This is a genomic window from Klebsiella terrigena (genome assembly GCF_006539725.1).
GTDB lineage: Bacteria > Pseudomonadota > Gammaproteobacteria > Enterobacterales > Enterobacteriaceae > Klebsiella > Klebsiella terrigena.
The window spans coordinates 43,006-54,707 of the sequence record NZ_BJNO01000029.1; the positions used below are offsets into that span (position 1 = coordinate 43,006).

An 11,702-nucleotide genomic window follows, 5' to 3' on the forward strand; every position below is an offset into this window, starting at 1 on the left:
GCATACTGTTAATATATACAGAACTAATGGTGATTATATCAGCGAGGTCAGAGATGCCAACCGCGAAATTTCAATGTGCGGCAGCAGCCGGCTGTCGGTGGTGTGCATCAGGTCGGCGCCCTGGGGCTTAATCCAGCAGGCCTGCATGCCGCAGCGGATAGCGCCCGCCACGTCGGTGGTCAGGTCATCGCCGACGTGGAGTATCTGCCCCAGCGGCAGCGCCAGACGCTCCGCCGCCAGATGATACATATCGGCAAACGGCTTAGAACGCCCGTCCGGCCCGGCGCGAAGCACAAAGCGGAAATAGTCGCTCAGGCCGAACAGTTCCGGCTGCGCATTGCCGTTAGTCACCGCCACCAGCGGCCACTTCTCCGCCAGCGCGGCCAGGGTATCGTGGGTTTCCTGCGGTACGTCAATCAGGCTGCGCCAGTGGGCAAAGTTCGCCATCGCCGCATCGGCGCCGGATTCGGCCTGCGCGGCAGAGAGTCCGGTGTTCATCATCCCCAGCACCAGAGCACGCCGTCGCCATTCGGTCACGTCGTGGTAAATATCCGGCTCGGTCTCCAGCAGCGTCTGGCGCAGCTGCTGCAGGTGATGGGCGTCGAACTGGCTCAGCGAAGGGTGGTAGCTGCGCACGAAGGCCAGCGACTCGTGCAGCGTCCGGTCGATGACCGGGCGGTTGTCGTAAAGGGTATCGTCCAGGTCAAACGTCAGTGCTGAAATCTGGCCCAGAGGTCGGTAAAAACGCATTATTTCCCCCGTTTGGCGCGCGGATGCGCCGCATCGTACACCGAGGCAAGGTGTTGAAAGTCAAGATGGGTATAGATTTGAGTGGTGGAGAGATTGGCATGGCCCAGCAGCTCCTGCACGCCGCGCAGATCGCCGCTCGATTCCAGCATATGCGTGGCAAAGGAGTGGCGCAGCTTGTGCGGATGAACGTGGCTGTTCAGCCCCTGCTTAATTCCCCACTCGGCAAAACGTTTTTGAACATTGCGCGCGGAGATGCGTTTGCCAAGCTTCGACAAAAACAGCGCATCGTCATCGGTGCCGAAGAGGCCGCGTAGATCCAGCCAGTGCTCAATCCACGCCACCGCGCTGCGGCCAATCGGCAGGCGGCGCTCTTTGCTGCCTTTCCCCATCACCCACACCTCTCCTGACTCCAGGTCGAGGTGCTTAATGTCGAGGTTCACCAGCTCAGAAAGACGCAGGCCCGCGCCGTACATCACTTCCAGCATCGCCCGGTCGCGTACCGCCAGCGGATCGTTCAGATCGATATCCAGCAGGCGGTTAACGTCGTCGACGTCGATATTTTTCGGTAAATGGCGCGGTATTTTAGGCGCCGAAATTCCTTTTGCCGGGTTGGCGGTCAGCTCGCCCTGCGCCACCAGCCAGTCAAAGAAGCTGCGCAACGCCGAGAGGCGCAGCGCCAGGCTTGCCGGGCCCAGCCCCTGTTTTCGACTCCGCACCGCCAGACCGCGCACCTGAGCCGCATCGCACTGCTGCCAGCTTTTCAAGCCGGCGTTTTCAGCCAGCGCCACCAGCGCATCAAGCTGTCGTCGGTAGTTAAGCAGCGTAATCGGGCTAAGCTGACGCTCCACGCCAAGATAGCGCAGGAAGCGGGCAACGGCGGTAAACAGCGGAGAGTCGGTCATGCGCGTTCAACCCAGCGCTCCAGCAGGCCTGGCAGCATCAGGGCAATTTCCTGAAGCAGCTGTGTGCCCTGCCCCTGCTGATAGTGCTGCGCATCGCGGCTGCTGAACAGCATAACGCCGGGCGCATCATCGCCGCCCAGCAGCGACATCGCCACCGAGCCGATGGCTTTCGCCTCCGGCAGCACCACCAGCAGCTCCGGTCCGTTCAGCGGACCGAGGTAGTGGCGCTCCTGCCTGAGACGCTGAATGCGCACAGGTTCAAAGGCCTGTCGGGTCAACGCAAGGTGGGTGAATTTTGAGGGCGCGCCGAGCCGCCAGCTGTCGGGGAACAGGCGCACCGTCGCGCCGGCCAGGCCGAGCTCGCGGGCCCAGCGATGAAAGCGATTGAGCATCTCATCGAGGCTTTCTGCCGCCGCCAGCCGCGTCTGCAGATGGAGGAGCCGCTGAAACAGGCTTTCGTTGGCCGTCGCCTGCTCCATCAGCAGCGACATGTTCTCTTCCAGCACGTTGATATGATTACGTGCGCGTGCCATGTGCCACTCGACCAGCGAAACCGTCCCCCGAACTGGGTGAGGAACCTGCATGTGCTCCACAAGAGCGGCATTACGAATAAAGAATTCAGGATGTTGCAACAGATAGTCCACCACCGCACGGTCATCCAGCGCGCCGATCGTATCCTGCTGTTCTTCCCCGAGTTGTTTCATAAATGAATAAATCCGTCGTAGACGTGTGCCGCCGGGCCAGTCATAAACAACGGTTGACCCGGGCCTTTCCAGGCGATATCAAGACGCCCGCCTGGTAATTCCACGCGTACTTCCTCGGCCAGCAGCCCCTGTTGGATACCGACCGCGACCGCCGCACAGGCGCCGCTGCCGCAGGCCTGGGTCTCGCCCGCGCCGCGTTCAAAGACCCGCAGGCGAATGCGATGACGCTCGACTATCTGCATAAAACCGATGTTCGCGCGTTCCGGGAAGCGTTCGTGGCTTTCCATCACCGGGCCAAGCGTTTCCACCGCCGCGGTTTCCACATCATCGACCTGGATGACGCAGTGCGGGTTCCCCATTGAGACCACGCCGCACAATACTGTCTGCTCAGCGACGCGCATAATATAGGTCTTTTCCGCTTTGTTCGCGCGGAACGGGACCTGGGACGGCTCGAAGTTCGGCTCGCCCATATTCACGCGCACCAGATCGTCTTCCGTTACGCTTAATACCATACGACCGTTCGCCGTGCTGACGCGGATATCACGTTTATTGGTCAGGCCTTTCAGACGTACAAACCGCGCAAAGCAACGCGCGCCGTTGCCGCACTGCGACACTTCGCTGCCGTCAGCGTTAAAGATGCGGTAATGAAAATCCAGATCCGGATCGTAGGGCGGCTCGACAACCAGCAGCTGATCGAAGCCCACGCCAAGATGCCGGTCTGCCAGCCGGCGAATCAGCTCCGGAGAGAAAAAAACATTCTGTGTTACCGCGTCAACGACCATAAAGTCGTTACCCAGGCCATGCATCTTAGAAAACTGCATCATCTGTACTCTAACTAATTTGCGTTTCAGGAGGACGGCAGGCCGTTCGTCCCGGGGAGTAGCGTCAGTAGTCTACCTGGGTCGGGCCACCGCTATCGCCGCGATCGTTACGATCCGGCGTCGCGCTCTGGATACCGCTATCGACCGGTTTAGTCGGCGGCGGTGCCGTTTTATCCGCCGGTGGGAAATAGAGCGGCCCCTTCAGACCACAGCCGGTGAGGCTGAAGATCGCCAGCAGAACGGCAAGCGTAGGAAAAACGTTTTTCATTGATAGTTGCCCGTGAGTCATTCTTTCTGCTTTCTATCATCGCAGGAGAAGACGTAAAAGCAAGCGTTTAGCATCCGACTGCGCGCGCTTTTGTTTCGCGCTATACTGCCGCCATCTTCAAAAAAGCAGGGTAGAACCATGAATGACAGTGAATTCCATCGCCTGGCCGACAGCCTGTGGATGACTATCGAAGAGCGCCTGGACGAGTGGGACGGCGATAGCGATATCGATTGTGAAATTAACGGCGGCGTGCTGACCATTAGCTTTGAAAACGGCAGCAAAATCATTATTAACCGTCAGGAACCGCTGCATCAGGTCTGGCTGGCGACCAAGCAGGGCGGCTACCATTTTGACCTCAAAGGCGACGAGTGGATCTGCGATCGCAGCGGCGAAACCTTCTGGGATCTGCTGGAGCAGGCGGCAACGCATCAGGCAGGCGAAGCGGTGAGCTTCCGTTAAAGCGGGCTAGCTGGCTACGCTCATCGGTATCCCCGGTACGCTGCGCGCAGCCGGGGAATACTTCGCGATATCAGGACGCGATATCAGGAGTAGTGCTGCTGGAGCATCGGCGACGCCGCGGCATCCTGATTGACCGGTGCCGTCACGGCGCCGATGGCCTGGCTACGGAAGGGAATGACCTGCGGCCGGCCGTCAACGTCAACGATCTGATAGAACTGCGGCAGGTTGAAGTTGATAAAGCTGGAGCCGTAGGTGAACCGGTCGTGCGAGGAGGAGTAGAAGCGGCTAACGTCACGCACCAGCTCCTCTTTACTGCCTTCACAGTGATGGTAAACCTCGGCGCGGTTGCTCTCGTCGAGAATATAGATATTAAACCCGCTGTCGTTATCCGCCTCTTCAAAGAAGAACTGAATAATCCCTTCGCTGGCAAAGCCATCCACCACCTGCGGCAGCCTGACGTGGTTGGTTTCTACCTGAACCGACAGACCGTGCAGCTTGTTGTGCGAGATAGCGCCATAGAATTCAATGGCATTTTCCAGCTTCTGCACCGAGACGTTAAGACGTTCGAAGAACAGGCCCCACGTCTGCCCTGAGACGCGCAGCGCCTTGAAGCGGCCGGTGTCCTGACGGGTACTGGAGAGGCGTAGCTCAACGCACTCGGAGACCAGCTGCTGCACGCGAGTGCGGATGAGCCCGCGCAGATGCTGGCTGTAGCAGAACACTTCAACGCTATCCGGCGGCGCCGCGTCCTGGTGCATTTTGCCCAGAATGGTCTTCAGCGCTTCGATCATCGCCTGCTCGCCGTTGAAGTGCAGGGTTCGCACTTCGTTCCACGAGTTGCGATACAGCAGATCCACGCTGCCTATCAGGCACTTCTGCTCTTCGCCAAAGCTAAATACGTCCAGCTTGCGGAAGTCAAAATGCACTACCTGATTGCGGAACGCGGCGGTCGGATCGTATTCAAGGTTAACGATAATCGCCAGATGGCGGATTTCGCAGGGGCTATACAGCGCTTTCGGCGTAGGCGAAGGCAGACGCAGCGGGAAGTGGTGAGAAACATCGGCCACCATCTCCTGCAGCTTCGCCAGGTCGACAATGCCGTTGCCCTTAATAAACAAGCGGGTGCGCGACGTCAGCAGGCCGTTAAACCACGCCCATGCCACCAGCTTGTTCAGATAGCGGTTATATTCCAGCGGCTGATGGCTAACGATCGATTCCATATCCGGCGCGCGGTTATAGACATACCATCCGGTGCGGTTAGCGCGGCCCGGCGGCACGTGGATAAAGGTCAGATTCGGTTCGGAGAGATCCGGCGATATCTGCGGGTTCACCAGGGTCACTTTCCCCGGCAGCGCTTCAAACGCCGCGTACAGCTTGCGGGTCAGCACGCCAATATCCTGCGGGCTGGCGGAAACGCTGAGGTTGTTGCGACGCGCAAACCGAATCAGGTTGCGGTAGCTCTGCATCATCGCATCAAGCAGTTCGTTGTGCGCTTTGCGTACTTCGTCGATCTTCCAGTTGGCCCGGTTGTCCAGCATCGCCAGACGCTTTTCATCCCAGCCCCACTCTTTCACCAGGTGGCTCACCACCTCGCGACGCCAGCCCACGCAGGCGCGCTCGCGGCTCAGCTTTTCGCATACTTTCAGGTAGAAACAGCGGCGTACCAGGTCGAGGCGCGTCTCGTCCTCGATGGCCTGCAGGTAGATCGTGACGCGTTCCAGCATCATGCAGTAGGGATCGAGACCGAAGGAAACGATCTCGCCGTCGTGCAGGCGCTGTTTAATATCTTTCGCCAGCAGGCGGTTATTGGGGTATTCCCAGGAATAGGCTTCCAGCAGCAGCGTTTTCAGCACCGCTTTATAAGGCGAATCAATGCTTTTATACAGCTGCCACAGGCTGGCGCCGAAGTACTCTTCCGCCGACAGCGAGCTCAGGCCGCCGAGATCCATCCATTCGTTCGGCGTCAGCACGCCCTGCGCGTAGAGGCTCATGACGTAATCGTCATAGTGCTCTTCTTCGTCGCACGGCACCATGTTCCACAGAATACGCTTGCCGGCAAGGCGCACGGCGGTGCGGTAAAATTCGTCCAGCAGCAGGATATGCTGCGTGGAGCCGCAGTCTTCGCCGCCCAGGCTGCCGCTTTCGTTATGGCGGAAGCGGTTTTCATCGATCAGGAAGAAGCTGACTTCCACGCCAAGCGACGCCGCCCAGCTCTCCAGCAGGCTGCATTTACGCTGCAGCAGCTGGCGCTCGTCGGTATCGAGCCAGGCCTGGTGGCAAACCCAGATATCAAGGTCGGAAGAGCAGCTTTGGCCGACGGATGAGGTGCTGCCCATGGAGTAAACGCCGGTAATCGGCAGCTCGCCTTTCGGCGGCTCCTGCGTCAGCATTCCGCGGTTTAGCTCAAGCTCGTCAAGGTAGTGGCGTTGGGTTTCATCAGGCGTGTAAAGGCAAATGCCTCGGGGAACGTTACCGTCAAGGTAACCCGGCATCAACGGGTGATGATAATGTAGTAATGTCGGCAGTAGACTGTAAACCTGCTGAAAAGCGGGTCCCATGGCAGCAAGCGCGCGATCTACGCGCAGTTGGTTGATGGCATCCAGTCTCTGTTTCAGTGTCTCAATATAGAGGTACAAGACATATCGCCTGATGTTCAAAAACCCGACGTACCATAGCCAGTACCGGGTTTCAGTATTTCAACAAAAACCGTCACCATTCGTCGTCGGTGTGGTTGTGATGAACTGCTGACGGACAAATGGTTTAAAACGTGATCAATCTAACACCTTGCTGATTGACCGTAAAGAAAGATGCGCTACATACAAGTGTAGCACCGTTTACTGCGTGTAAATTCCTCTCTACGGTTCGGCAACCGGTATGCGCATAAAAGGCCAATAAAGAGATGGCCAAGGCCCTGACCCACAAAACTAACATCCATAAGACAACAATGTTAGGATGGTTTGTGGTCGACAATGACGGTAACAAGCATGTTAGACAAAGTTTTGAAAATTGCCACAAGGCAAAGCCCACTTGCGCTATGGCAGGCGCATTATGTGAAAGAGCGCCTTGAGTCCTGCCATCCGCAGCTCAAGGTTGAACTGGTGCCAATGGTCACTCGCGGCGACGTGCTCCTTGATACACCCCTCGCAAAAGTGGGTGGCAAGGGCCTGTTTGTCAAAGAGTTAGAGCTTGCCATTATGGAAGGGCGCGCCGATATCGCCGTCCATTCTATGAAGGATGTTCCCGTCGAGTTTCCCGAGGGCCTCGGGCTGGTAACGATTTGTGAGCGAGAAGATCCGCGCGACGCTTTTGTCTCAAATCACTATGCCTCTATTGACGCGTTGCCTCAGGGCAGCATCGTTGGCACATCAAGTTTACGCCGCCAGTGTCAACTGGCCGCACGGCGCCCGGATCTGCAGATTCGTTCCCTGCGCGGTAACGTCGGTACCCGTTTGGGCAAACTGGATAGCGGTGAGTATGACGCGATTATTCTCGCCGCGGCGGGGCTGCTACGCCTCGGGCTCGAAGCGCGTATTCGCCAGCCGTTAAGCCCAGAACAATCTCTCCCCGCCGTCGGGCAGGGCGCAGTCGGCATTGAGTGCCGCCTTGACGACGAGTGGACGCAGGCGCTGCTGGCGCCGCTGAACCATACGCCAACGGCGATACGGGTTCGCGCCGAGCGGGCGATGAACACCCGCCTTGAGGGCGGCTGTCAGGTGCCGATCGGCAGCTACGCCGAGCTTATTGACGGCGAGCTGTGGCTACGCGCGCTAGTCGGCGCGCCGGACGGTTCACAGCTGGTTCACGGCGAACGCCGCGGGCGCCCTGAAGACGCCGAGCGCCTTGGCGTCTCTCTGGCGGAAGAGCTGCTGGATAACGGTGCCCGGGAGATCCTGACCGCCGTTTATGCTGGAGAAGCACCACGATGAGTATCCTGGTCACCCGTCCGCTGCCGCAGGGCGAAGAGCTGGTCAGCCGCCTGCGCGGGCTGGGACGCGTGGCCTGGAGCTTTCCACTGATTGAATTTACGCCCGGCCGCGAGCTGCACACGCTCGGCGACCGGCTGGCGGCCCTCTCCGCGGGCGATCTATTGTTCGCCCTCTCGCAGCACGCCGTGGAGTTTGCCCACGCTCACCTGCAGCAGCAGGGCCTGCGCTGGCCGCTGGCTCCCGGCTATTTTGCCATTGGCCGCACCACGGCGCTGACCCTGCATAAGGTCAGCAGCCAGAATATTCGCTACCCATTAGATCGGGAAATCAGCGAAGTCTTGCTACAATTACCTGAATTACAAAACATTGCTGGTAAGAAGGCCCTCCTGCTTCGCGGCAACGGCGGCCGGGAATTACTCGGCGAAACGCTCCGCGAGCGCGGCGCTGATGTCACTTTTTGTGAGTGCTATCAACGTTGTGCAAAGCATTATGATGGTGCAGAAGAAGCAATGCGCTGGCAGTCTCGCGGCGTCTCCACGCTGGTCGTCACCAGCGGTGAGATGCTGCAACAGCTTTGGACGCTGATCCCGCAATGGTATCGAGAACGGTGGCTCCTCCGCTGTCGCATTTTAGTTGTCAGCGAGCGCCTGGCCCAGCAGGCACGGGAATTGGGCTGGCAGGATATCCAGGTTGCCGAAAGCGCCGACAACGATACGCTGCTACGCGCATTACAATAACTCTCAACATTGGAAGCCATAATGACGGAACAACAAAATCAATCCGCCGTGGTTGAAGAGACCAGGGAGGCCGTGGAAAAGACGCCACAGCCAGAGAAAACCGGGAAGGAAAAGGGCGGGAATAAAACCAGTCTTGTTTTGAGCGCGGTCGCTATCGCTATTGCCCTCGCCGCCGGCGTGGGTCTGTACAGCGTGCACAAGCAGCAGCTATCCCGACAGAACGCGGCCAGCTCAGCATTAGCCGCGCAGATTGCGGCCCTGCAGAAATCGCAGGAAGGCCAAAAAACCGAACTCGAAGGCATCATCAGGCAGCAGGCTGACCAGCTGACCGCAGCCAAAAGTCAGCAGGATGCGCTGGCGAAGCAGCTGGAAGAAGTGCAGCAGAAAGTGGCCGTTATCTCCGGCAGCGACGCTAAAACCTGGCTGCTGGCGCAGGCTGATTTCCTGGTGAAAGTTGCCGGACGCAAGCTGTGGAGCGATCAGGACGTCACCACCGCCGCCGCGCTGCTCAAAAGCGCCGATGCCAGCCTCGCCGACATGAACGACCCCAGCCTGATTGGCGCCCGCCGCGCCATCACCGACGATATCGCCTCGCTCTCGGCGGTAAGCCAGGTCGACTACGACGGCATCATTCTCAAAGTGAATCAGCTCGCTAATCAGATAGACAATCTGCGTCTGGCGGATAATAACGACGACGACTCCCCGATGGATTCCGACAGCGAAGAGCTGTCCAGCTCAATCGGCGAGTGGCGCATTAACCTGCAGAAGAGCTGGCAGAGCTTTATGGACAGCTTTATCACCATCCGCCGCCGCGATGAAACGGCAGTGCCGCTGCTGGCGCCAAACCAGGACGTCTACCTGCGCGAGAATATTCGCTCCCGCCTGCTGGTCGCCGCGCAGGCGGTTCCGCGCCACCAGGAAGAGACGTACAAGCAGGCTCTGGAAAACGTATCGACCTGGGTTCGCGCCTATTACGATACTGACGATGCCACCACCAAAGCCTTCCTTGAGGAAGTCGATAAGCTGAGCCAGCAGAGCATCACCATGAGCGTACCGGAAAATCTGCAGAGTCAGGCCATACTCGAGAAGCTGATGCAGACGCGAGTGCGTAACCTGATGGCACAACCCGCCGTCGCGCAGAGCGGTGCTCCGGCTCCCGCCCCGACGCCAGCCGTGCCGGCACCAGCCCCTGCGCCACAAGGAGAGTAACGCATGTTGAAAATTCTCTTACTCTTCGCACTGCTGATCGCCGGGATCGTTATCGGTCCGATCATTTCTGGCCATCAGGGCTACGTGCTGATCCAAACCGATAACTACAACATTGAAACCAGCGTCACCGGTCTGGCGATCGTACTGATCCTCACAATGGTGGTGCTGTTTGCCATCGAATGGCTGCTGCGGCGTATTTTTCGCACCAGCGCCCATACTCGCGGCTGGTTCGTAGGACGTAAACGCCGCCGCGCGCGCAAGCAAACCGAGCAGGCGCTGCTAAAACTGGCGGAAGGCGACTATCAGCAGGTTGAAAAGCTGATGGCCAAAAATGCCGATCATGCCGAGCAGCCGGTGGTTAACTATCTCCTGGCGGCGGAAGCGGCCCAGCAGCGCGGCGATGAAGCCCGCGCCAATCAGCATCTTGAGCGCGCAACGGAGCTCGCCGGTGACGATCTGATCCCGGTAGAGATTGCCCGCGTGCGCCTGCAGCTGGCGCGCAATGAAAATCATGCGGCGCGCCACGGTATTGATAAGCTGCTGGAAATCACTCCCCGCCATCCTGAAGTCCTGCGTCTCGCGGAGCAGGCCTACACCCGCACCGGCGCCTGGCACTCGCTGCTGGACATCATCCCGTCGATGGCCAAAGCCAACGTCAGCGATGAAGAGCATCGCGCCGCGCTGGAGCAGCAGGCGTGGATTGGATTAATGGATAAGACGCTGGCCGATCGGGGCAGCGAAGGCCTGCGCGAATGGTGGAAAAACCAAAGCCGCAAAACGCGTGGCCAGGTCGCGCTGCAGGTGGCGATGGCCAATCTGCTCATCGAGAGCGATGACCACGATACCGCGCAGCAGATTATTATCGACGGTCTGAAAAAGCAGTATGACGATCGCCTGGTGATGCTTATCCCGCGCCTGAAGACCAACAATCCGGAACAGCTGGAAAAAGTGCTGCGCCAGCAGATCAAAGCCGTCGGCGATCGTCCGCTGCTGTGGAGTACGCTGGGGCAATCGCTGATGCGTCATGGCGAATGGCAGGAAGCCAGCATCGCGTTCCGCGCCGCCCTGAAGCAGCGCCCGGATGCGTTTGACTACGCCTGGCTGGCCGATACGCTCGACCGGCTGCACCAGCCGGAAGAGGCCGCCACTCTGCGCCGCGATGGCCTGCTGCTAACCCTGCAGAACAATACGCCGCAGTAGCCGTCCCTGCCGCTGTCGCCTCATCCGGGGCGACAGCGCTCTTCTCTCTGCACGCCGCCTTCTCCGTTTATCCCCTGCCCTTTTCTTACCAGCCCCTGAAAGAAAAAAACGCCCGCACTGATAATCAGGGCGGGCGTTAAAACAGGTCTGTTTGACAACAAATTGGGTGCTTCACTCAACGTCGTGTCCATGGTGTTTGATGAGACCAGATAATGGCGACATCTGTCAGTGGACGATAAGCACCGTAAACGGCTCTGCGTCATTCCTGAGTTTATGAGGCCCTAAGGCGAACATAAGAGATGGAATGAGCATCTACCCGTTTATTATCGCACAGGTTCTGTGGAGATGACATCTCCCCTGAGGGTGAATTGGGAGTTTTCTGGACAAATAATAGTGGTAGAAGCAGGGAGGTTTTATTTTTTAAATCAGGGAGATACGAGGATTTTTTGCGATATCAGAAAACAAAAAACCCCGCCGAAGCGGGGTTCAAAATTGGTCGGCGAGAGAGGATTCGAACCTCCGACCCACTGGTCCCAAACCAGTTGCGCTACCAAGCTGCGCTACTCGCCGATATACTGCTTTTTGAATTTTTAGTTCAATTCTTTAAAGTCGTGGTGCGAGGGGGGGGACTCGAACCCCCACATCCTAAGGACACTAACACCTGAAGCTAGCGCGTCTACCAATTCCGCCACCTTCGCACAGTGCGAGCGATATCTACGTGGATGA

11 protein-coding genes and 2 tRNA genes are annotated in these 11,702 nt (G+C 58.5%); 5 read left to right on the forward strand and 8 right to left on the reverse strand.

Annotation, left to right across the window (positions count from 1 at the left end):
• Positions 1–33 precede the first annotated feature (33 nt).
• The 5 genes from yigB to lptM form a co-directional block, all read right to left on the reverse strand.
• Entirely contained in the window at positions 34–750 is a 717-nt protein-coding gene (gene yigB, locus RTE01_RS23595; protein ID WP_134528345.1) for a 5-amino-6-(5-phospho-D-ribitylamino)uracil phosphatase YigB, read from the reverse strand.
• Entirely contained in the window at positions 750–1,652 is a 903-nt protein-coding gene (xerC, locus tag RTE01_RS23600) for a tyrosine recombinase XerC (protein ID WP_041143493.1), read from the reverse strand. The genes yigB and xerC overlap by 1 nt, the downstream gene beginning before the upstream one ends.
• The gene (locus tag RTE01_RS23605) at positions 1,649–2,356 is read right to left on the reverse strand and encodes a DUF484 domain-containing protein (RefSeq protein WP_041143492.1); all 708 of its coding nucleotides are present in this window, start codon (positions 2,354–2,356) and stop codon (positions 1,649–1,651) included. Before RTE01_RS23605 ends, xerC begins: the two co-directional genes overlap by 4 nt.
• Positions 2,353–3,177, reverse strand: coding sequence for a diaminopimelate epimerase (dapF, locus tag RTE01_RS23610; protein WP_041147498.1), 825 nt, complete (start codon positions 3,175–3,177; stop codon positions 2,353–2,355). Before dapF ends, RTE01_RS23605 begins: the two co-directional genes overlap by 4 nt.
• Before the next feature lie 64 nt (positions 3,178–3,241).
• Positions 3,242–3,445: an LPS translocon maturation chaperone LptM gene (gene lptM / locus RTE01_RS23615; protein ID WP_041143491.1), complete on the reverse strand. Its 204-nt coding sequence runs from the start codon at positions 3,443–3,445 to the stop codon at positions 3,242–3,244.
• 138 nt (positions 3,446–3,583) lie between these two features.
• Between lptM and cyaY the strand changes: the two genes are divergently transcribed.
• Positions 3,584–3,904: an iron donor protein CyaY gene (gene cyaY, locus RTE01_RS23620; RefSeq protein ID WP_041143490.1), complete on the forward strand. Its 321-nt coding sequence runs from the start codon at positions 3,584–3,586 to the stop codon at positions 3,902–3,904.
• A gap of 83 nt (positions 3,905–3,987) precedes the next feature.
• Here cyaY and cyaA read toward each other — a convergent pair whose 3' ends face one another.
• Complete coding sequence (gene cyaA, locus RTE01_RS23625; protein WP_041143489.1) at positions 3,988–6,540, reverse strand: class I adenylate cyclase; 2,553 nt, start codon at positions 6,538–6,540, stop codon at positions 3,988–3,990.
• Between the two features lie 348 nt (positions 6,541–6,888).
• On the opposite strand from cyaA, the gene hemC reads away from it, so the two are divergent.
• From hemC to hemY, 4 genes are read left to right on the forward strand one after another with little or no spacing between them, the layout of a single operon-like run.
• Positions 6,889–7,830 carry a hydroxymethylbilane synthase gene (gene hemC / locus RTE01_RS23630; protein ID WP_045853608.1) on the forward strand — a complete coding sequence of 314 codons (942 nt, stop codon included), beginning with the start codon at positions 6,889–6,891 and terminating at the stop codon, positions 7,828–7,830.
• The gene (hemD, locus tag RTE01_RS23635) at positions 7,827–8,567 is read left to right on the forward strand and encodes a uroporphyrinogen-III synthase (RefSeq protein WP_123550840.1); all 741 of its coding nucleotides are present in this window, start codon (positions 7,827–7,829) and stop codon (positions 8,565–8,567) included. Before hemC ends, hemD begins: the two co-directional genes overlap by 4 nt.
• Positions 8,568–8,588: 21 nt before the next feature.
• Positions 8,589–9,776: a uroporphyrinogen-III C-methyltransferase gene (gene hemX / locus RTE01_RS23640; RefSeq protein WP_133601426.1), complete on the forward strand. Its 1,188-nt coding sequence runs from the start codon at positions 8,589–8,591 to the stop codon at positions 9,774–9,776.
• Positions 9,777–9,779: 3 nt separating this feature from the next.
• Positions 9,780–10,976 carry a protoheme IX biogenesis protein HemY gene (gene hemY, locus RTE01_RS23645; protein ID WP_041143485.1) on the forward strand — a complete coding sequence of 399 codons (1,197 nt, stop codon included), beginning with the start codon at positions 9,780–9,782 and terminating at the stop codon, positions 10,974–10,976.
• Between the two features lie 493 nt (positions 10,977–11,469).
• On the opposite strand, the gene RTE01_RS23650 is transcribed toward hemY, so the two are convergent.
• Both RTE01_RS23650 and RTE01_RS23655 read right to left on the reverse strand, forming a co-directional pair.
• Positions 11,470–11,546 (reverse strand) — tRNA-Pro (locus tag RTE01_RS23650).
• A gap of 42 nt (positions 11,547–11,588) precedes the next feature.
• Positions 11,589–11,674: transfer RNA gene (locus RTE01_RS23655), tRNA-Leu, on the reverse strand.
• Between the last annotated feature and the right edge of the window lie 28 nt (positions 11,675–11,702).

Coding starts and splice junctions, on each gene's coding strand:
- yigB (WP_134528345.1), bottom strand. CDS start 750: ATGCGTTTTTACCGACCTCTGGGCCAGATTTCAGCACTGACGTTTGAC.
- xerC (WP_041143493.1), bottom strand. CDS start 1,652: ATGACCGACTCTCCGCTGTTTACCGCCGTTGCCCGCTTCCTGCGCTAT.
- RTE01_RS23605 (WP_041143492.1), bottom strand. CDS start 2,356: ATGAAACAACTCGGGGAAGAACAGCAGGATACGATCGGCGCGCTGGAT.
- dapF (WP_041147498.1), bottom strand. CDS start 3,177: ATGCAGTTTTCTAAGATGCATGGCCTGGGTAACGACTTTATGGTCGTT.
- lptM (WP_041143491.1), bottom strand. CDS start 3,445: ATGAAAAACGTTTTTCCTACGCTTGCCGTTCTGCTGGCGATCTTCAGC.
- cyaY (WP_041143490.1), top strand. CDS start 3,584: ATGAATGACAGTGAATTCCATCGCCTGGCCGACAGCCTGTGGATGACT.
- hemC (WP_045853608.1), top strand. CDS start 6,889: ATGTTAGACAAAGTTTTGAAAATTGCCACAAGGCAAAGCCCACTTGCG.
- hemD (WP_123550840.1), top strand. CDS start 7,827: ATGAGTATCCTGGTCACCCGTCCGCTGCCGCAGGGCGAAGAGCTGGTC.
- hemX (WP_133601426.1), top strand. CDS start 8,589: ATGACGGAACAACAAAATCAATCCGCCGTGGTTGAAGAGACCAGGGAG.
- hemY (WP_041143485.1), top strand. CDS start 9,780: ATGTTGAAAATTCTCTTACTCTTCGCACTGCTGATCGCCGGGATCGTT.